The organism is Nocardioides sp. WG-D5 (assembly GCF_054031175.1).
Window position 1 is genome coordinate 3,933,449 of record NZ_CM132928.1, and the last position, 19,987, is coordinate 3,953,435.

General features: G+C 68.8%; 17 protein-coding genes. 10 read left to right on the forward strand and 7 right to left on the reverse strand.

The window, feature by feature from the left end:
• The first annotated feature begins 4 nt into the window (after positions 1 to 4).
• Positions 5 to 856 carry a bifunctional methylenetetrahydrofolate dehydrogenase/methenyltetrahydrofolate cyclohydrolase gene (locus ACWZJV_RS19100; protein ID WP_457177880.1) on the forward strand — a complete coding sequence of 284 codons (852 nt, stop codon included), beginning with the start codon at positions 5 to 7 and terminating at the stop codon, positions 854 to 856.
• Positions 857 to 859: 3 nt separating this feature from the next.
• Positions 860 to 1,216: a DUF3017 domain-containing protein gene (locus ACWZJV_RS19105; RefSeq protein ID WP_457177881.1), complete on the forward strand. Its 357-nt coding sequence runs from the start codon at positions 860 to 862 to the stop codon at positions 1,214 to 1,216.
• A gap of 57 nt (positions 1,217 to 1,273) precedes the next feature.
• Here ACWZJV_RS19105 and ACWZJV_RS19110 read toward each other — a convergent pair whose 3' ends face one another.
• Positions 1,274 to 2,386, reverse strand: coding sequence for an MIP/aquaporin family protein (locus ACWZJV_RS19110; protein ID WP_008364041.1), 1,113 nt, complete (start codon positions 2,384 to 2,386; stop codon positions 1,274 to 1,276).
• A gap of 267 nt (positions 2,387 to 2,653) precedes the next feature.
• Between ACWZJV_RS19110 and ACWZJV_RS19115 the strand changes: the two genes are divergently transcribed.
• Both ACWZJV_RS19115 and ACWZJV_RS19120 read left to right on the forward strand, forming a co-directional pair.
• Complete coding sequence (locus ACWZJV_RS19115; RefSeq protein ID WP_457177883.1) at positions 2,654 to 4,846, forward strand: NADP-dependent isocitrate dehydrogenase; 2,193 nt, start codon at positions 2,654 to 2,656, stop codon at positions 4,844 to 4,846.
• A 198-nt stretch (positions 4,847 to 5,044) separates the two neighbouring features.
• Positions 5,045 to 8,611, forward strand: coding sequence for an ATP-binding cassette domain-containing protein (locus ACWZJV_RS19120; RefSeq protein ID WP_457177885.1), 3,567 nt, complete (start codon positions 5,045 to 5,047; stop codon positions 8,609 to 8,611).
• A 34-nt stretch (positions 8,612 to 8,645) separates the two neighbouring features.
• Here ACWZJV_RS19120 and ACWZJV_RS19125 read toward each other — a convergent pair whose 3' ends face one another.
• A complete protein-coding gene (locus tag ACWZJV_RS19125) occupies positions 8,646 to 9,182 on the reverse strand; it encodes a Clp protease N-terminal domain-containing protein (protein WP_457177887.1) in 537 nt (178 codons plus the stop codon).
• Positions 9,182 to 9,394, reverse strand: coding sequence for a helix-turn-helix domain-containing protein (locus tag ACWZJV_RS19130; protein ID WP_008364037.1), 213 nt, complete (start codon positions 9,392 to 9,394; stop codon positions 9,182 to 9,184). The genes ACWZJV_RS19125 and ACWZJV_RS19130 overlap by 1 nt, the downstream gene beginning before the upstream one ends.
• A 121-nt stretch (positions 9,395 to 9,515) precedes the next feature.
• Here ACWZJV_RS19130 and ACWZJV_RS19135 point away from each other — a divergent pair, with 121 nt between their 5' ends.
• Positions 9,516 to 10,724: an MFS transporter gene (locus ACWZJV_RS19135; RefSeq protein ID WP_457177889.1), complete on the forward strand. Its 1,209-nt coding sequence runs from the start codon at positions 9,516 to 9,518 to the stop codon at positions 10,722 to 10,724.
• Here the strand turns inward: ACWZJV_RS19135 and ggpS are convergent.
• Positions 10,721 to 13,006 (reverse strand): glucosylglycerol-phosphate synthase, encoded by a 2,286-nt coding sequence (ggpS, locus tag ACWZJV_RS19140; RefSeq protein ID WP_457177891.1) that lies wholly within the window; start codon positions 13,004 to 13,006, stop codon positions 10,721 to 10,723. The genes ACWZJV_RS19135 and ggpS overlap by 4 nt on opposite strands.
• 402 nt (positions 13,007 to 13,408) lie before the next feature.
• Here ggpS and trpS point away from each other — a divergent pair, with 402 nt between their 5' ends.
• From trpS to ACWZJV_RS19160, 4 genes are read left to right on the forward strand one after another with little or no spacing between them, the layout of a single operon-like run.
• Positions 13,409 to 14,446: a tryptophan--tRNA ligase gene (trpS, locus tag ACWZJV_RS19145; protein WP_457177893.1), complete on the forward strand. Its 1,038-nt coding sequence runs from the start codon at positions 13,409 to 13,411 to the stop codon at positions 14,444 to 14,446.
• A 12-nt stretch (positions 14,447 to 14,458) separates the two neighbouring features.
• Positions 14,459 to 14,983, forward strand: a complete 525-nt coding sequence (locus ACWZJV_RS19150; RefSeq protein ID WP_008364033.1) for a 2'-5' RNA ligase family protein — start codon at positions 14,459 to 14,461, stop codon at positions 14,981 to 14,983.
• A 43-nt stretch (positions 14,984 to 15,026) separates the two neighbouring features.
• Complete coding sequence (locus tag ACWZJV_RS19155) at positions 15,027 to 15,950, forward strand: YihY/virulence factor BrkB family protein (protein WP_457177896.1); 924 nt, start codon at positions 15,027 to 15,029, stop codon at positions 15,948 to 15,950.
• Positions 15,951 to 15,962: 12 nt separating this feature from the next.
• Positions 15,963 to 16,187, forward strand: coding sequence for an SCO4848 family membrane protein (locus ACWZJV_RS19160; RefSeq protein WP_457177897.1), 225 nt, complete (start codon positions 15,963 to 15,965; stop codon positions 16,185 to 16,187).
• A 5-nt stretch (positions 16,188 to 16,192) separates the two neighbouring features.
• Here ACWZJV_RS19160 and ACWZJV_RS19165 read toward each other — a convergent pair whose 3' ends face one another.
• A complete protein-coding gene (locus ACWZJV_RS19165) occupies positions 16,193 to 16,654 on the reverse strand; it encodes a MarR family winged helix-turn-helix transcriptional regulator (protein WP_008364030.1) in 462 nt (153 codons plus the stop codon).
• Positions 16,655 to 16,702: 48 nt separating this feature from the next.
• Here ACWZJV_RS19165 and ACWZJV_RS19170 point away from each other — a divergent pair, with 48 nt between their 5' ends.
• A complete protein-coding gene (locus tag ACWZJV_RS19170; RefSeq protein ID WP_045549995.1) occupies positions 16,703 to 17,119 on the forward strand; it encodes an organic hydroperoxide resistance protein in 417 nt (138 codons plus the stop codon).
• Positions 17,120 to 17,186: 67 nt separating this feature from the next.
• Here the strand turns inward: ACWZJV_RS19170 and ACWZJV_RS19175 are convergent, their stop codons facing one another.
• Positions 17,187 to 17,927: a succinate dehydrogenase/fumarate reductase iron-sulfur subunit gene (locus tag ACWZJV_RS19175; RefSeq protein WP_008364027.1), complete on the reverse strand. Its 741-nt coding sequence runs from the start codon at positions 17,925 to 17,927 to the stop codon at positions 17,187 to 17,189.
• Complete coding sequence (locus tag ACWZJV_RS19180; RefSeq protein ID WP_008364025.1) at positions 17,924 to 19,978, reverse strand: fumarate reductase/succinate dehydrogenase flavoprotein subunit; 2,055 nt, start codon at positions 19,976 to 19,978, stop codon at positions 17,924 to 17,926. Before ACWZJV_RS19180 ends, ACWZJV_RS19175 begins: the two co-directional genes overlap by 4 nt.
• Positions 19,979 to 19,987 lie beyond the last annotated feature (9 nt).

The window sequence follows — 19,987 nt, forward strand, 5'->3', positions numbered from 1 at the left end:
TCCTGTGACTGCACAGAAGCTGGATGGCACCGCCACCCTCAAGACGATCAAGGCCGAGCTGGCCGACCGGGTGGAGAAGCTGAAGGCCGCGGGCGTGACGCCTGGGCTCGGCACCGTGCTGGTGGGCGACGACCCGGGCAGCCGGTGGTACGTCAACGCCAAGCACAAGGACTGCGCCGAGATCGGCATCGAGTCGATCCGGGTGGACCTACCGGCGACCGCGACGCAGGAAGAGGTCGAGGCGGAGATCGACCGCCTCAACGCCGACCCGGACTGCACCGGCTTCCTCATCCAGCAGCCGACCGGGCTCGACGAGTTCGCGCTGCTCTCTCGGGTGGCCCCGGAGAAGGACGTCGACGGCCTGCACCCGCACAACCTCGGCAAGCTGGTCCTGGGTGAGGACGGCCCGCTGCCGTGCACCCCGGTGGGCTGCATCGAGCTGCTGCGCCGTCACGGGGTCGAGATCAACGGCGCCGAGGTGGTCGTGGTCGGCCGTGGGCTGACTGTCGGGCGTCCGCTGGGGCTGCTGCTGACCCGGCGTTCCGAGAACGCCACGGTCACGCTGTGCCACACCGGCACCCGCGACCTGGCCGCCCACACCCGCAACGCCGACATCGTGGTGGCCGCCGCGGGCGTGCCGGGCATCATCACCAAGGACATGGTCAAGCCGGGCGCGGCGCTGCTGGACGTCGGTGTCTCCCGGGTCGACGGTAAGATCGCAGGAGACCTGGCCGAGGACGTGTGGGACGTGGCTGGCTGGGTGTCTCCGAACCCGGGTGGGGTGGGTCCGATGACACGCGCCATGTTGCTCTCCAATATCGTCCTCAGCGCCGAGAAGGCTGTCGAAAGGCTCTGACACGTGTCCGTCCATCCCCCGCTCAGCCCCACACCGGCGGCTCCCGCACCGGTGGCGGTGGCGCATGAGAAGACGGACCCCAAAGACGTACGCAGCTTCCCCTCGACCATCGGCGGCTTCGTCTACCTCGGCGTGCTGACGGCTGCGATCGTCGGTCTCGGGCTGGTCGGCTTCGGCCACTGGCGGGTGGGGATCATCGTCCTCGCCGCCGGGCTGGGGGCCGCGTCGCTGGGGCGTGCGGTGCTGCGCACCAAGGACGCCGGGATGCTGGCGGTGCGCAACCGCTGGTTCGACGTGGTGCTGCTGGCGCTGACCGCGGGCGCGCTGTGGATCCTCGCGGTGACCGTCCCGGGCGAGTAGGACCCAGGAACAGCAAGAAGGCCGTCCCGAGCGGGACGGCCTTCTTCTATGTCCGGGTCACTGCTCGATCGGGACCCACTCCTGCTTCGCGTAGTCCCAGCGCCAGCCGTCCTGCTCGTAGACCGGCAGCTCGCCCTCGGCGGTCTGGGTCGGCTGCTGCCAGGCCTGCTGGCCGCCACCGGCACCGCCGGAGACGATGGTGCGGTCGCTGTTCTCCGGAGCCGGAGGTGCGGCCGGGGTGGCCGGCGCGGCGGGTGCCGCGGGAGCTGCGGGTGCAGCCGGAGCCGGAGCAGCGGCCGGAGCGGGAGCCGCCGGAGCCGCAGCCGCGGGGGCGGCCGGGGCGGCAGCCTGGGAGTCCCAGGACGGGACGGCCGGGCGCAGGTTGTCGCCACCGAAGGCGAGGCCGGCACCCGCGATCTCGGAGCCGTCCTTGTCGAAGAGCAGCGGGTAGACGAGACCGGCGAGCGCGCCGCCGAGGGCCGGGACGATCAGGAAGACCGGCAGGTTGGCCAGTGCGTCGGTGCCCGAGAAGAGGGCCGGGCCGAACGAGCGGGCGGGGTTGACCGAGGTGCCGGTCAGCGGGATGCCGACGAAGTGGATCGCGGCCAGCGCCAGACCGATGGCGAGCGGCGCGGCGGCGGCGTTGGTGCCGGCCCGGACGTCGGTGACGCCGAGAATGACGAAGACGAAGATGAAGGTGAGGATCAGCTCGACCAGGATCGCGCCGACGATGCCGGTGCCGGCTCCGTCGCCGAAGCCGTTGGCGCCGAGGCCGCCGTCGTTCCAGGAGTTGTAGCCCGTGGAGAGGGCGATGAGGAACAGTGCGATCGCGCCGATGACCGCGCCGACGAACTGGGCACCGATGTAGGCGCCGGCGTCCTTCCAGCTGATCCGGCCGGCCGTCGCAACGCCGAGGGTCACCGCCGGGTTGAAGTGGCCGCCGGAGATGCGGCCGAAGGTGTAGGCCCCCATCACCACGGCGATACCGAAGGCCAGTCCGACTGCGACGACCTCGAGTCCCCAGGTCGGCTGCTCGGCGTGGCCGGCGCCGGCCACGACCGCGATGACAGAACCGCAGCCGATGAACACGAGGATGAAGGTGCCGATGACCTCGGCTGCCATCTTCTGGATGAAGGTCGGCTCAGCGGCCGACAGTGATTCCTCAGTCATGTCCCCTTAAACCCTTCAATGTCTGTTGACGTCGGTCAGACCCATCGACACCCGAGAAGCACTCAGGCACCAGCAGTCACCTGAACAACAAGGAGGTGTTGACACACAGTAACTCTTTTGTGACGGCACTTCGTGGTGCTTAGGTAGGGCGGGGCGGTGTCGCATCGAGCATCAGGTATCTTGACGTCAAGGCACTTTCTCATGTCCGGGTCCCCGACCTAAGTCCGCAGCACCGCAGATCGCAACTTGTCAGGAGTAGCCACACCCATGGCCGCACGAATCATCTACACCCACACCGACGAGGCGCCGCTGCTCGCGACGTACTCCTTCCTCCCGATCGTCTCGGCCTTCGCGGCCAAGGCGGGCGTCGAGGTCGAGACGCGTGACATCTCGGTGGCCGCGCGCATCCTGGCGCAGTTCGGCCTGGCCGACGACGCGCTGGGCGAGCTCGGCGACCTGGCCAAGACGCCGGAAGCCAACATCGTCAAGCTGCCCAACATCTCCGCCTCCATCCCGCAGCTCAAGGCCGCGATCAAGGAGCTGCAGGAGAAGGGCTACGAGATCCCCGACTACCCCGAGGCGCCCAGCACGCCTGAGGAGGAGGAGATCCGGGCCAAGTACGACAAGGTCAAGGGCTCCGCGGTGAACCCGGTCCTGCGCGAGGGCAACTCCGACCGTCGCGCGCCCGGCTCGGTCAAGGCGTACGCCAAGGCCCACCCGCACACCAACAAGCCGTTCGCGGACAACTCCAAGACCACCGTCGCCACCATGGGCGCCCACGACTTCAAGTCCAACGAGAAGTCGGTGACCCTCCCGGCCGACGACACCCTCTCCATCGTGCTCGAGAAGGCCGACGGCGAGACGGTGACGCTGCTCGCCGAGCTGCCCGTGCTCCAGGGCGAGATCGTGGACGCGACGTACATGTCCGCGGCCAACCTGCACGCCTTCCTCGAGAACGCGCTCGCCAAGGCCAAGGCCGACGACGTGCTGTTCTCGTTGCACCTCAAGGCCACGATGATGAAGGTCTCCGACCCGATCATCTTCGGCCACGTCGTGAAGGCCTACTTCAAGGACGTCTTCGAGAAGTACGGCGCCGACCTCGAGGCCGCCGGCCTCTCCGCCAACGACGGTCTGGGCGCGATCCTCTCGGGTCTGTCCGGCCTGGAGAAGGGCGCCGAGATCGAGGCCGCGTTCAAGGCCGCGATCGAGGCCGGCCCGCGCCTGTCCTACGTCAACTCCGACAAGGGCATCACCAACCTGCACGTCCCCTCCGACGTCATCATCGACGCCTCGATCCCGGCGCTGGTCCGCAACGGCGGCAAGCTCTGGGGTGCCGACGGCGGCGAGGACGACACCCTCGCGGTGATCCCGGACTCCTCCTACGCCGGCGTCTACCAGACCGTCATCGACGACGTGAAGAAGAACGGTCCGCTCGACCCGGCGACGATCGGCACCGTCCCCAACGTCGGTCTGATGGCGCAGAAGGCCGAGGAGTACGGCTCCCACGACAAGACCTTCCAGATCGAGGCCGCCGGCACCGTACGTGTCCTGAACAAGGCCGGCGAGGTGCTGATCGAGCACGACGTCGAGGCCGGCGACATCTGGCGTGCCTGCCAGACCAAGGACATCCCGGTCCGCGACTGGGTCAAGCTCGCCGTCAGCCGTGCCCGCGAGTCCAAGACCCCGGCCGTGTTCTGGCTCGACGAGTCGCGTGCCCACGACGCCGAGCTGATCAAGAAGGTCACGACCTACCTGACCGAGCACGACACCGAGGGTCTCGAGATCAAGATCCTCTCGCCGGAGCTGGCGACCGCGTACTCCCTCGAGCGCCTGCGCAACGGCGAGGACACCATCTCGGTCACCGGCAACGTGCTGCGTGACTACAACACCGACCTGTTCCCGATCCTCGAGGTCGGTACGTCGGCGAAGATGCTCTCCATCGTCCCGCTGATCGCCGGCGGCGGTCTGTTCGAGACCGGTGCGGGCGGCTCGGCGCCGAAGCACGTGCAGCAGCTGGTCGAGGAGGACTACCTCCGCTGGGACTCGCTGGGTGAGTTCTTCGCGCTGGTGCCCTCGTTCGAGAAGTACGCCGAGCAGGCCTCGGCCCCGGCTGCGAAGGTGCTCGCCGGTGCGCTCGACCGGGCGACCGCGACCTTCCTGGAGAACGACCGCTCCCCGGGTCGCAAGCTCGGCACCACCGACAACCGCGGCTCGCACTTCTACCTCGGCCTCTACTGGGCCCAGGAGCTCGCCGCGCAGACCGAGGACACCGAGCTCGCCGCGGCCTTCAAGGGCCTTGCCGAGACCCTCGCGGCCAACGAGGACAAGATCGTCGAGGAGCTCCTCGCGGTCCAGGGCAAGCCCGCCGACATCGGTGGCTACTACCTGCCCGACGCCGAGAAGGTCACCGCCGTGATGCGTCCCTCCGCGACGCTCAACGAGGCGATCGACTCTCTCTGATTCAATCCCCGACGGCCCGGCACGGACTCCGTGCCGGGCCGTCGTGCGTTGTCGGGACACCTTCCCGACAGAGGTGACCTTGCTCTCCAGATCTTTCTTCTGATTCCTATAAGTCCAGGTCAGCATGGTGTTTTCCGCCGACGAGAGGCGGAAAACCTTTAGGTAAGTGTCGGTGCTCGCGCCTACCGTGATCTATTGATGACTGCGACCCTCTCGACTCCGCCCGCGCCCACCTCAGGCAAGGCTCTGGGAGTCTCCGCCGAACCTGCTGACCCGAGCCGGCAGGTCGACTGGCGACGCCTGAAGGGGCCGGTGACGGTCGCTGCGCTGCTCGCTCTGGCGGTTGCCATGGTGGCCCAGTCGATCGGCACCGTCGTGGCCGGCCGGCTGGCCGAGAACCCGACCGCCAGCCTGGTCGGGTGGCTGGCGCTGTGCGTGATCGGCGCCTCGCTGGTCGACTCCACGGCGAAGATCGCCTGGGTCGGCGTCTCCGACCGGGTCGAGGGCAAGCTGCGCGAGGACGTGCTCCAGGCCGCCATGCGACAGCCGCTCTCCGAGCTGAGCGAGCAGGCCGTCGGGGAGATCCTCGACCGGGTCGACGACGACTCCCACGAGGTCGGCAACCTGCTGCGCTGGCAGCTGTGGATGCTCTTCCGCTCGGTCTTCGCGGCGCTGCCGATGTGGATCGTGGCCAGCTTCACCTGGTGGCCGTCAGCGATCCTGTTCCCGCTCCTCGCCGCGGTGACCTGGTTCGTCATCCGCGGCCTGCTGGGCCAGATCTCGCGGCTCAAGGTCATCGAGGAGGCCTCCTGGACCGACCACGCCGCCGTGCTCGAGGAGGGCATCGCGGGGCGTGACGACCTGCGTACGAGCCTGGGCCAGGACCACGTGGTCGCCCGGGTGGCGCGACTCTCGTCGACGGTCCACGAGAAGTTCCGGGCCGTGGTCACGGTCGAGGCGAAGGTCGGCCGTCGCGCCGGCGTGCTGCTCCACTCCCTCCTGGCCGGTATCGGCCTGGCCGGGGTGGCGCTCGCCGCGACGGATCGGCTCGGGATCAGCGCGCTGGTCACGCTCTTCCTGGTCACGAGCACGTTCGTCGGTCAGATCGCGATGCTCGCCAACCACTTGCCCGACATCCAGGCCGGCCTCGGCGCGGTCATCCGGCTGCGCCAGATGATGGCCGCCGAGCCGGAGCCCGAGGGCGGCGAGCCGGTGCCCGGTGGGGGAGCGCTCGAGGTCGACCTGCGCGACCTGAGCTTCTCCTACGCCGAGGGCACCTTCGCCCTCCAGGGCATCTCGCTCACCGTGCCCGCCGGCGACACCATCGCCCTGGTCGGCCGCACCGGCTCGGGGAAGTCGACGCTCGCCTCGCTGCTCTCCCGGGCCGTCGAGCCGCCGCGCGGCTCGGTGTTCCTGGGTGGCGTGGACGTGCGCGACCTCGACCTGCAGCAGCTGCGCGCCTCCGTGGGCGTGGTGACGCAGCGTACGGAGATCCTGGCCGGCACGCTCGCGGAGAACATCGCGCTCTTCGACGACTCGCGTCCGCGCGAGGACATCGAGCGGGCGGTTGCCCGGCTCGGGCTCTCGGAGTGGGTCGCGGGGCTGCCCGAGGGCCTCGACACCCTGCTCGGACCCGGCGGCACCTCGCTGTCGGCGGGGGAGGAGCAGCTGGTCGCCTTCGCCCGGCTGCTGGTGCGCGACGTACGCGTGGTCGTGCTCGACGAGGCGACCGCGCGGATGGACCCGCTCACCGAGCGCCGGGTGGTCGCTGCTGCCGACCGGCTGCTCACCGGGCGCACGGGCATCCTGATCGCCCACCGGCTGTCCACGATCGAGCGGGCTCCGCACGTGGCCGTGCTCGACCACGGCCGGGTGATCCAGCATGGCCTGCGGGCCTCGCTGGCGACCGCGCCGGGGCCGTTCCACGACCTGCTCGAGGCCAGTCGCACCGATCACCACGACTCGCCCTCGCCGGAGGCCAAGCCCGTCGACCACTCCACCCTCGACCACGTCGCCGAGGGCAGTTCCGGGGTCGGCGGCAAGCGGCGCTCGGGTGCTCCGCCGGAGCTCCCGGAGGTCGGCACCGGGCCGTCGCTCGCCCGCGGCATGCTGCACGTCCTGTTCCTGCGCCCCGAGTGGGGAGTCGCGGGTGCGCTGCTCTTCCTGTTCGCCTCGATGACCGGTGCGCAGGGTGCCTTCACCGGACTCCTGTGGGGTCGGATCGTCGAGTCGCTGCAGGACGGTGGCAGCCCGACCGTGCTGTCGGTGCTGCTGGTCGTCAGCCTGCTGGCCGCCCCGCTGATGCTCGCCGACGCCTTCTACCGCTACCCGCGCTGGTGGATCGAGGTCATGCTGCGGGCCCGGATGGCCGTGCTCTACGGCCAGACCCGCCAGCACCGCCTGACGCGTACGCCGCCGGGTGAGGTCGTCGCGCGGTCGATGGACGCGGACCGCTACGCCCGCTACGCCGACCGCTGGGTCGACTTCGTCAACGGTCTGGTGATCGCGACGATCACGGCCCTGCTCGCCGGCACCGCGCTCGCGGGCGCCGTGCTCCTGGTCGTCATGGTCGCCTCGGCCCTGGCCTCCGCGGTCGGTCGGCCGATCGCCGGTCGTTCGGCCGCGGCCTCCTCCGCCGCTCGTGCCCGGTTCGGGCGCGCCGTGGTCTCGGCGCTGGAGTCCGTACGCACGGTGAAGCTGGCCGCGGCCACCCCGCAGGTCCACGCCCACCTGCAGCACGTGGACTCGGGTCGCGTGGAGGCGGCGGTGAAGGAGCACCGGGTGCAGGCGTTCCTCGACGGGGTGCCCGCGCTGATGGTGCAGTGCGGTGTCGTGGCTGCGTGGGGCATCTACTTCGGCGGCGGCTGGGGCCTGGCCACCGCGCTGCTGGTGGCCAACGCGGTCTCGGGCTTCGACTGGTTCGGCCGCGTGGCCGGCATGGTCGTCACCGAGGCGCCGGGCACCCGTGCGTGGCAGAGGGAGACCAGCCGGTTCGCCGGTGGCCGGGACCTGATGGACCTGCCGCCGGGTGTCGACCTGGTCTCCGGCGACGCGCCGGATCCGGGTCCGGTCGATCAGGTGCCGCTCCACTCATTGGAGCTCTCGGCCCTGTCGGCGGTCCACGACGACGGCACGATCGGTGTCTCGGACGTCTCGCTCACCATCGAGCGTGGCGAGCTGGTCCTGCTCGTCGGGCAGGTCGGCTCGGGCAAGTCGTCCCTGCTGGCGTCGTTGGCCGGCCTGATCGAGCACACCGGCACGATCCGGTGGAACGACGAGCTGGTCGAGGACCCGCAGGCCTTCCTGCGGCCCGGTCAGGTCGCCTACGTCGCCCAGGTGCCGCGGGTGCTCTCCGGCACCTTCTCCGACAACATCCGTCTGGGTCACGACCGACCCTTCGACAGCCCGGTCGCCGACGCGCGGCTCGAGCTCGACGTCAAGGAGGCGGGCGGTGCGGACGCGATCGTCGGTCACCGTGGCGTACGCCTCTCCGGGGGTCAGGTCCAGCGTCTCGCCCTGGCGCGGGCGCTGGCCGCCGACACCGAGCTGCTCCTGGCCGACGACGTCTCCAGCGCGCTCGACGCGGCCACCGAGATCGAGCTCTGGCGGGCGCTCCGCGACCGGCACACGACGGTCATCGGAGCCACCTCCAAGCGAGCCGCTCTCGCCCAGGCCGACCGCGTGGTCGTCATGGTCGACGGCGAGGTCGCGGCCGTGGGTCCGTGGGCCGAGCTGGCCCCGGCCTGGTCCCACCTCGCCGGCTGATCGCCGCCTCGGCAGGCCGTCTGGCGCTTCGGCGTCAGGCGGCCTCGCCGTGCTCGAGCGTGCGGCGCAGCGCAGCAACATCCACGCCGAGGGCCCGTAGTGCAGCATGTCCTTCCCCCTCCGCCCGCAGAATGCCGAGCAGGATGTGCTCGGTGCCGATCGAGCGGTCCTTGAGCCGGATCGCCTCGCGGAGCGAGAGCTCGAGGGTCTTCTTGGCCTCCTTGGAGAAGGGGATGTGCCCGCCGCGGCGCCGCGGTCCGCTCTTGTCCAGGGCTCCGGGGCCGAAGGCCTCCTCGACCTTCTCCCGGACGGCGTCGAGATCGATCCCGAGAGCCGCGAGCGCCTCGGCGTCGTCGGGCCCGAGGCGGTCGTGGGCCTTCGCGACCTCCGAGCGCAACCGCTCGCGGTCGATGCCTGCCTCGAGGAGCGCCCGGGCGGCGGGATTCTCGGGGTCGCCCAGCATCGCCAGCAACAGGTGGTTGGTGTCGATCTGGGTGTGGTTCAGCTCTCGGGCGACGCCCTGTGCCTCGACCACGACCAGCTGGGCCTGTTTGGTGAACCTCTCGAACATCACAGCTCCTTCGCATACTTCTTGTGGACCGCCTGCCGGCTGACCTCCAGCGCGTCGGCGATCTCCTGCCAGGCCCATCCCTGTCGACGGGCGTTCGCCACCTGCAGCCGCTCCAGCGAGTCGGCGAGGCGACGTAGCGCGAGCGCGGCTCGCAGTCCGGTGCGCGGGTCGGCGCTCGCGGCCGACTCGGCGAGATCCTTGGCATCCGTCATGATGTCAATGTAGGTTGACAGATCCGCGATGTCAACCAAGATTGACAGAAGCGTGGAGAAGCGGGACCCGAGTCACACCGATTCGCGGAATAGCCCCCAAATCGCGGAAGGTTAAGCCGTAGTGACCGACAGCGCCAGCACCGAGACCGCCCTGAGGCAGGTCACCCCCGTCCGGTTCGCGATCGCGATGATCGCCCTCGCGACGGGTGGTTTCGCGATCGGTACGACCGAGTTCGTCACCATGGGCGTGCTGCCCGAGATCGCCGAGGGCGTGGGTGTCCGCACCTCCACGGCCGGCCACCTGATCAGCGCCTACGCGGTCGGAGTCGTGGTCGGCGTACCGATCCTCTCGTTCTTCGTCGCCCACCTTCCGCGCAAGGGGCTGCTGCTGTCGCTGATGGCGGCGTACGCGCTGTTCAATGTCCTGAGCGCGGCTGCCGTCGACTACCAGATGCTCCTGGTCGCGAGGTTCCTCGACGGGCTGCCGCACGGCGCCTACTTCGGTGTCGCGAGCATCGTCGCGACCTCGATGGCCGCCCCGAAGCACCGCGGCCGGGCGGTCGCCCTGGTGATGCTCGGGCTCTCGGTCGCCAACGTGGTCGGCGTCCCGTTCGCCACCTGGCTCGGCCAGACCGCCGGCTGGCGAGCCCCGTACGCAGCCGCAGCAGGCCTCGCCCTGCTGACCGTGGTCCTGGTGCAGTTCTCGGTGCCCCACTTCCCGGGCGACCCCAACGCGACCGGCCGCAGTGAGGCCGGCCGGTTCTTCACCAACAAGCAGGTCTGGCTGACCATGCTCGCGGGCGCGATCGGCTTCGGCGGCATGTTCGCCGCCTACTCCTACATCGCCCCGATCGTGACCGACACGGCCGGACTGGCGGCGGGCGCGGTGCCGTGGTTCGTCTTCGCGTTCGGCACCGGGATGGTCGTCGGCACCTGGATCGCGGGGGAACTGGCGCGCTGGTCGGTGATGGGTTCACTGCTCGCCAGCAGCCTCGGGATGGTGGCGGTGCTGGCGCTCTTCTGGCTGGTCGCCCCGGCCGGTTGGTGGCTCGCGCCGGTCGCCTTCCTGACCACCGCGGTGGCGTCGGTGCTGGTGATCAACCTGCAGGTGCGTCTGATGGACGTCGCCGACGACGCGGTGACCCTGGGTGCCGCGATGAACCACGCGAGCCTCAACATCGCCAACGCGCTCGGCGCCTTCGCCGGCGGCGTGGCCCTCGACGTCTGGAGCGTCCGTGAGGCGCCGTTGGTCGGCGCAGGCCTGGCCGCCGCCGGGCTGCTGGTGCTGGTGTGGAGCATCAGCATCCACCGGCGGCGGGCCCAGTCCTAGAGCTCGACCTCGTCGCCCGGGGTGTTGGAGGTCGCGGCCTCGACCGCGGCCAGGAACCCGTCGGCCCAGGCCTTGGAGTCGTGGTGGCGGATGGTGTCCCACAGCCCGCGCATCCGGTCCTTGGCCTCGGCCTCGTCCATGTCGACGGCCTGGAGGAAGACCCGAACCATGTCGGAGACGTCGTGGGGGTTGGTCAGCACCGCGCCGCGCAGCTCGGCGGCCGCCCCGGCGAACTCGGAGAGCACCAGCGTGCCGCTCGTGCCGCGGAGACCGTGGACCGCGGCGTACTCCTTCGCGACCAGGTTGAGGCCGTCGCGCAGCGGGGTGATCCACATGACGTCGGCGTTGGCGTAGTAGGCCAGCAGCTCCTCGAAGGGGATCGGCCGGAAGTAGAAGTGGACCGGCATCCAGCCCATCCGCGAGAACCGGCCGTTGATCCGCCCGACCGCCTGCTCGATCTGGTTCTGCAGGGTCTTGTAGACGGTCATCTCGCCGGCCGCGGGCACGCACACCAGCACGAGCGACAGCTCGCCCAGCAGCGAGGGGTCCTCGAGCAGAGCCCGCTCGAAGGCCTCGAGCTGCTGCAGCACGCCCTTGGTGTAGTCGAGTCGCGAGACCGCGAGGGCGATCCGCTGACCCTCGAACTCGTCCTTCACCCGTGCGATCGAGGCCTGCACCGCCGAGGAGGCCAGGGTCTGCTCGATCCGCTTGGTGTCGACGCTGACCGGGTTGGCGCCCAGGTGCACGCGCCGCCCGCCGACGTCGATCACCGACGGCATGGTGTCGAGGCCGAGGGCGAAGCCGTAGGTGCGGAACCGCGGCGCCGAGTCCTCGGTCTCGACGACCTCGACCGGTGCCACGCCGCGGGCCACGTCGACGAAGTTCTCGACCTGGCGCGGGATGTGGAACGAGATGTAGTCGCACTGCAGCAGCGAGCCGATGATCTCTCGGCGCCACGGCACCACGTTGAACACGTCCGCGCCCGGGAAGTGGGTGTGGTGCAGGAACGCGATCTTCACGTCCGGACGCAGCTCACGCAGGTAGGCCGGCACCATCCACAGGTTGTAGTCGTGGATCCAGACGATGCCGCCGTACGCCGCCTCGGCCGCCGCCTGCTCGGCGAAGGCCTTGTTGACCCGGCAGTAGACCTTCCAGTCCTCCTCCTTGAACTTCGCGCGTTCCCAGAAGGTGTGCAGCAACGGCCAGAACGCCTCCTTGGAGAAGCGTTTGTAGAAGACGTCGACGTCCCTCTTCGACAGCGGCAGCCGGGAGGCCACCAGGCCGGGATAGAGCTTGGGGTCGACCACCGTGTGCGTCGCGAACTTCCCGCGTTTGGGGTCGTCGATCGACCAGGCGACCCAGGATCCGGTGCGCTCGGTGAAGAAGGACAGCAGCGTCGGGATGATGCCGTTGGGTGACTTCGGGCGGCGACGCTTGACCTCTCCCTCCTCGATCACCTCGTCGTAGGGGAGCCGGTGGTAGACCATGACGAGGTCGGACTTCCCGGGGTCGTCGGCGTCGTTCTCCGGGTCGTAGATGTGCTCGTCGTCGAGCAGGTTGAAGCGCCTGATCGCCTGCAGGATCCCGCCGGTGCCGGGGGAGGTGGCGTGGAACGTACGCTCCTGGTCGCGGGTCGCGTCGAGGAGCTTGTCCTCGGCCTCGCCGACGCAGACGCCGTTGAACCCGATGTCGTACATCGCCAGGTCGTTGAGGGTGTCGCCGGCAACCAGCACGCGGTCCTTGGGGATGCCGAGGTGCTCGACGAGCTTGGTGACCGTGTGGCCCTTGTTGATCCCGCCGGGCAGCACGTCGAGGTAGTGGCTGAGGGAGTAGAGCAGGTCGCAGCCGATCTCCGCGACCAGCGGGGCGAGGTCGTCGGTGACGGCCTCGGGGTCGCAGAAGTAGGAGACCCGGCGATCCTGGGGCACGTTCTGGCGCACCAGGCCGGGTCGGTCGCCGATCTTCTCCAGGACGGCGAGCTCGCCGGGCCACTTGGCCGCGATCTCCTGCTGGATCGGTTCGACGGCGAGCAGGTCGTGGCCGGTGACGATGGTCGCGCCGACGTCGCAGATGATGAAGTCGGGCGTCGGGATGGTCGGGTCGGCGAGCAGCGGCATCACCGACTCCAGCCCACGACCGGTGACGAAGGACAGGAGTACGTCCTCGCGGCGGCTCAGCGTCTGGTAGAGCTTGACCTTCGCCTCGGGGTCGCCGGCTAGGAAGGTTCCGTCCAGATCGGTCGCGAGCAGCATGCGCGCATTGGCAGCGGACGTGTCGTTCACAAGTCTCCTCGGGGGTCGCCTGGCCTCGAGGCCGATTCGGCAGCTGGCCCGAGGCTGCGGACCCCTTGGAGGATCCGCGGGTCGACCAACCACGTTAACAGGAGCGTGTGTCATCCAGGGAACGGGCATTTGACGGAGCATCGAATCTGCACTGAGTAGAGCCTCTCAGGAGGTCCACAAACTCGTAAGAAATTGGATGCACTTGTTCGATAACCCCGCCGAGGATCCGTCGTTGATGGGTCATGCGGATCCTGCTCGCGGCCTCTAAGACTGCGGGCGACCATGGTCCTCGACGTTGATCACGGGGGGCGTCGAGGCCCATGGCCGGCACGCAGATCAGTGCCGCGGGCAGGATCCTCTGTCATTTCGAGCCTTTCGGCGACCGGCTGACAGAATGCGCACATGACCGGCAGCACCGCTCCCACCACTCGGCCCAGGGTTCTTTCCGGCATCCAGCCGACCGCGGACTCCTACCACCTCGGCAACTATCTCGGCGCCGTTCGGCAGTGGGTGAGCCTGCAGGAGGAGCACGAGCCGTTCTTCTTCATCGCCGACCTGCACGCGATCACCGTCGAGCAGAACCCGAAGGTGCTCCGGGAGCGTACGCGGCGGGCCGCCGCCCAGTTGCTGGCCGCCGGTGTCGACCCGGAGCGGTCCGCGATCTTCGTCCAGTCCCACCTCCCCGAGCACGCCCAGCTCGGCTGGGTGATGCAGTGCATCACCTCCTTCGGTGAGGCCCGCCGGATGACCCAGTTCAAGGACAAGTCCGCCAAGGGTGGTGAGGGCGCGGCCTCCGTCGGCCTCTTCTCCTACCCGATGCTGATGGCCGCCGACATCCTGCTCTACCGCCCGGCGTACGTCCCTGTCGGCGAGGACCAGCGCCAGCACCTGGAGCTGACCCGCGACCTCGCGCAGCGGTTCAACAGCCGCTACAAGAAGACCTTCCGTCTCCCCGAGCCCTACATCCTCAAGGAGGTCGCGAAGATCTACGACCTCCAGGACCCGTCGATCAAGATGTCCAAGTCGGCCTCGAGCCCGAGCGGTCTGATCGACATGCTCGACGACCCGAAGGTCTCGGCGAAGAAGATCCGCTCCGCGGTCACCGACTCCGAGATGGAGATCCGCTTCGACGAGGAGGCCAAGCCGGGCGTCTCCAACCTGCTGCGGATCTACTCCGCGCTGACCGGCTCCGACATCGACACCCTGGTCGGCAAGTACGCCGGCAAGGGCTACGGCGACCTGAAGAAGGATCTCGCCGAGGTCGTCGTCGACTACGTCACGCCGTTCCGGGAGAAGACCTTCGAGGTCCTCGAGGACCGGGAGTATCTCGACGGCATCCTTGCGCAGGGTGCGGAGAAGGCGGGTGCGGTCGCCCGCAAGACTCTGGCCGACGTCTACGAGCGGGTTGGCTTTGTGGCCCCCGCGGCGCCTCTCGGCTAGTAAGGTCGGCGCATGCGCACCATCGGTGTTGCCATCGCTATCCCGGAGCCGTGGGCAAGTCAGCTCCAGGACTACCGGACGTCTCTCGGGGACGCGACGGCGACCATGATCCCGACGCACATCACACTTGTGCCACCGACCGAGATCCACGACGATCTGCTGCCGGACGTCGAGAGCCATCTCGAGCAGGCTGCCTCGAGGGTGGCTCCGTTCGGCGTGCACCTACGCGGCACCGGCACCTTCCGGCCGGTCTCACCCGTGGTGTTCGTAGCTGTGGTCCAGGGCATCTCGGGATGTGAGCAGCTGGCCAACACGGTCCGGCAGGGTCCGCTCGACCAGAAGCTCACGTTTCCCTATCACCCGCATGTCACGATCGCCCACGACCTTCCCGACGCTAGCCTCGACAAGGCTTTCGGTGAGCTGGCCGACTTCGAGTGCGAGTGGTCGGTCGAGGAGTTCCACCTCTATGTCCACGACGACACGGACGGTTGGCGCCCGACCCGGGAGTTCGCACTGAGAGCAGCACTGACCGGTTAGGCGGGCTCGGGTCCGCCTACGAACGACGGATGGGGACCTCGGGATGCTCGACAAAGAGAAGATCAAGGCGAAGATCGCCGAGCTGCGTGCTCGCTTCCCGGCACTGGACCGGGTGATGCGTACGCAGGAGCACTATGGCGAGGTGGGGGCCTCTCAGCAGGCCGGCGCGATCACCTACTTCGGCTTCCTGTCGACCTTCCCGATCCTCGCGCTGGCGTTCTTCGCGGTCGGCCAGATCGCCAAGGTCTACGGCGGTGCCGAGAGCGACCTCGTCGAGGCGATCGACCAGGTCCTGCCCGGCCTGGTCGGGGACAGCCCCGGCCAGCTGAAGATCGCCGACATCGAGCGAGCCGCCGGAGCGGTCGGGATCGTCGGTGCGTTCGGTCTGCTCTACGCCGGCCTGGGCTTCATCGACGGGCTGCGCAAGGCGCTCGAGGCGGTCTTCCTGGTGCCCGAGGAGGAGCAGCCGGGCTTCCTGATGGCCAAGGTCCGCGACCTGGCCGCGCTGATCCTGCTCGGCCTGATCATGCTGGTCGCAGTCGCGTTCACCGGCCTCATCCGTACGTTCTCGGTCAACGTCCTGGACTGGATCGGCCTCGACGAGGGCTTCGGCTGGCTGATCGTGCTCCTCTCCCTGGTGCTCGGCCTGGCGGCCAACACCGTGCTCTTCTTCGCGATGTTCCACCTGGCGCCCCAGAAGGACACCCCGAAGCGACCCCTGTGGGCGGGCGCCGTGCTCGGCGCCATCGGCTTCGAGGTCCTCAAGCAGGCCTCGACCCTGCTGCTGAACGCCACCCAGGGGCAGCCCGCGTTCCAGGCATTCGGCATCGCCCTCATCCTGGTCGTCTGGATCCACTACACCTCGATGGTGATCCTGTACGCCGCCTCGTATGCGCACGTCGGGGCGACTCCGGCCGATTCGGACGATCCCGACCGGGCTGCCGCTTCAGACGACACCAGCGGATGAGAGAGTCGGACCATGAAGCTCGAGAAGACTGACGGCGCGCTCCTCCTAGTCATCGGGATCTGGACGATCGCCATCTGGACCAACTTCGGCCGCAACCTCGTCAAGACGGCCAAGGACCCGGAGCAGAGCCGGCCCAAGCCCTACTACATCGCCCACGCGGTGCTCGTGGTCGTCGACGTCCTGCTCGGCGGTCTGCTGATCAAGCTCGGCGTGCAGCGGCTGCTGACCAGGGGATAGGACGCTCAGGACGACTCGGCCGTGTCGAGGTGGTCGACCAGCTCGGTGAGCTGGTCGCGCAGCGCGAGCGCCTCGTCACGGGTGATCCCCATCGACGCGCCGAGCTGATGCGGCACACCGGAGACCTGCTCCTCCAGGGCGCGGCCCTCCTCGGTGAGGCTGACCAGCACCCGGCGCTCGTCGCCGGGGTCGCGGTCGCGGCTCACCAGCCCCGCGGTCTCGAGCCGCTTGAGCAGCGGCGTCAGGGTGCCGGAGTCGAGCCGCAGCCGCTGGCCGAGGGAGGTCACCGAGAGCGGCTCCTCGGCCTCCCACAGCACCAGCATCACCAGATACTGCGGATAGGTCAGGCCTGTCCCCTTGAGCAGCGTCACGTAGCGCTTCGTGACGGCTCGGGTCGCTGCGTACAGCGGGAAGCAGAGCTGTAGGTCGAGCGCGAGCTGGGGATAGGTACGTCCGGACACATTCACCAGTCTACTCCCTTGCGCTATTAAGTTGTGCGCAATATAGTTGTGCACATGACACCTCTCTACACAGCCACCGCAGTCAGCACCGGCGACGCCCGCAACGGCCACGTCCAGTCCACCGACGGTCTCATCGACGCCGACGTCCGCGTCCCCAAGGAGATGGGTGGCGAGGGCGGTGCCACCAACCCCGAGCAGCTCTTCGCCGCCGGCTACGCCGCCTGCTTCCACTCGGCGCTCAAGCTGGTCGCCGGCAAGGCCAAGGTCGACATGACCGACTCCGAGGTCGTCGCCGACGTCAGCATCGGCAGCAACGGTGAGGGCGGCTTCGGCCTCGCCGTGCAGCTCGAGGTCACCATCCCCGGCGCCGACGCCGCGACCGCCCAGCAGCTCGCCGAGCAGGCCCACCAGGTCTGCCCCTACTCCAACGCCACCCGCGGCAACATCGAGGTCAAGCTCACCGTCGCCTGACCTCGACACAGCAGAAGGGCCGCTCTCCGAGGAGAGCGGCCCTTCTGGCGTCCGGCGACCAGATTGGTCAGCCGAGGATCAGCGACTTGCGCAGGTCCTTGTTGAGCTGGGAGATCACGTCGAGCGGGATCTCCTTGGGGCAGGCGGCGGCGCACTCACCGATGTTGGTGCAGCCACCGAAGCCCTCGGCGTCGTGCTGGCCGACCATGGACTGCACGCGGGAGTAGCGCTCCGGCTGACCCTGCGGCAGCTCACCGAGGTGGGTGATCTTGGCGCCGAGGAACAGCGACGCCGAGCCGTTGGGGCAGGCGGCGACGCAGGCGCCGCAGCCGATGCAGGTGGCCGTGTTGAACGCCCGCATGGCCTTGTCGCGCGGAGCCGGCACCGAGTTGGCCTCGGGGGCCGAGCCGGTGTTGGCCGAGATGTAGCCGCCGTTCTGGATGATCCGGTCGAACGCCGAGCGGTCGACGATCAGGTCCTTGACGATCGGGAACGACGCGGCGCGCCACGGCTCGATGGTGATGGTGTCACCGTCGTTGAACGAGCGCATGTGCAGCTGGCAGGTCGTGGTGACCTCCGGGCCGTGCGCCTGGCCGTTGATCATCAGCGAACACATGCCGCAGATGCCCTCGCGACAGTCCGAGTCGAACGCGACCGGCTCCTCGTCGTTGTGCAGGAGCTGCTCGTTGAGCAGGTCGAGCATCTCGAGGAAGGACATGTCCTGCGAGACGCCGTCCAGCTCGTACGTCTTGAGCGCACCCTTCTCGGACGCGTTGGCCTGCCGCCAGATCTTGAGGGTGAGCTTCACTTGTACGACCTCTGCTTCATCTCGATGGCGGTGTAGATCAGGTCCTCCTTGTGGAGGATCGGGGCGCCGTCCTCGCCACCGAACTCCCAGGCCGCGACGTAGGCGAACTCGTCGTCGTGACGCAGCGCCTCGCCGTCCTCGGTCTGCGACTCGGCGCGGAAGTGGCCGCCGCAGGACTCGCGCCGGTTGAGCGCGTCGATGCACATCAGCTCACCGAGCTCGATGAAGTCGGCGACACGGCCGGCCTTCTCGAGGTCCTGGTTGAGGGAGTCGGCCGAGCCGAGGACCTTGACGTTGGTCCAGAACTCCTTCTTGAGCTCACGGATCAGGCCGATGGCCTTCTTGAGGCCCTCCTCGGTCCGCTCCATGCCGCAGTACTCCCACATGATCAGGCCGAGCTCCTTGTGGATCGACTCGACCGAGCGGGTGCCGTTGATCGACATGAACTTGTCGATCCGCTCCTGGACCGACTGCTTCGCCTCGACGACCGCCGGGTGGTCCTCGGAGATGGGCTCGAACGGCCCGTCGGCGAGGTACTCGCGGATCGTGTTCGGGAGCACGAAGTAGCCGTCGGCCAGACCCTGCATCAGCGCCGAGGCACCGAGGCGGTTCGCGCCGTGGTCGGAGAAGTTGGCCTCACCGGTGCAGTACAGGCCCTCGATGTTGGTCGAGAGCTCGTAGTCGACCCACAGACCGCCCATGACGTAGTGGACGGCGGGGTAGATGCGCATCGGCAGTTCGTAGGGGTTTTCACCCGTGATCCGCTCGTACATGTCGAGGAGGTTGTCGTACTTCTCCTCGATGGCGGCCTTGCCGAGGCGCTCGATCGCGGCACCCAGGTCGAGGTAGACGCCGCGGCGGAACTTCTTCACCGAGCCGTCGGGCTGGGTCTCCTCGACCTCCGGGCCGACACCGCGGCCCTCGTCGCACATGTACTTCGCGGCACGCGAGGCGATGTCGCGGGGGACCAGGTTTCCGAAGGACGGGTAGATCCGCTCCAGGAAGTAGTCGCGGTCCTCCTCCGGGATGTCGCGCGGGTCCTTGGCGCAGTCCTCGGCGTTCTTGGGCACCCAGATGCGGCCGTCGTTACGCAGCGACTCCGACATCAGGGTCAGCTTCGACTGGTGGGCGCCGGTCACCGGGATGCAGGTCGGGTGGATCTGCGTGTAGCAGGGGTTGGCCATGTAGGCGCCCTTGCGGTGCGCACGCCACGTGGCGGTGACGTTGGACCCCATCGCGTTGGTCGAGAGGTAGAAGACGTTGCCGTAGCCGCCGGTGGCGAGCACGACCACGTCGGCCAGGTGGGTCTCGATCTCGCCGGTGACCATGTCACGGGCGATGATGCCGCGGGCCTTGCCGTCGGCGACGATCAGCTCGAGCATCTCGTGACGCGTGAACTGCTCCACCGTGCCGGCCGCGACCTGGCGCTCCATGGCCTGGTAGGCGCCGATGAGGAGCTGCTGACCCGTCTGGCCGCGGGCGTAGAACGTACGCGACACCTGCACGCCACCGAACGAGCGGTTGTCGAGCAGACCGCCGTACTCGCGGGCGAACGGGACGCCCTGCGCCACGCACTGGTCGATGATGTTCACCGACTCCTCGGCGAGGCGGTAGACGTTGGACTCGCGGGCGCGGTAGTCGCCGCCCTTGACCGTGTCGTAGAAGAGCCGGTAGGCCGAGTCGCCGTCGCCCTTGTAGTTCTTGGCGGCGTTGATGCCGCCCTGGGCGGCGATCGAGTGGGCGCGACGCGGGGAGTCCTGGTAGCAGAACGACTTCACGTTGTAGCCGGCCTCGCCGAGCGTGGCGGCGGCGGCGCCGCCGGCCAGGCCGGTGCCGACGATGATGATCGACAGCTTGCGGCGGTTGGCCGGGTTGACCAGGCGGTTCTCGAACTTGCGGGTCGTCCAGCGCTCCTCGATCGGACCGGTCGGAGCCTTCGGGTCGACGAGCTTGTCGCCGAGCACGTAGTAGCCCGCGGCGTCGTCGGATTTCTGGACCGGTGCCTCGTTGGTCGGAGTGAGGCCCGGCAGGTAGTGGGTTCCAGCAGCCATGTGTCAGAT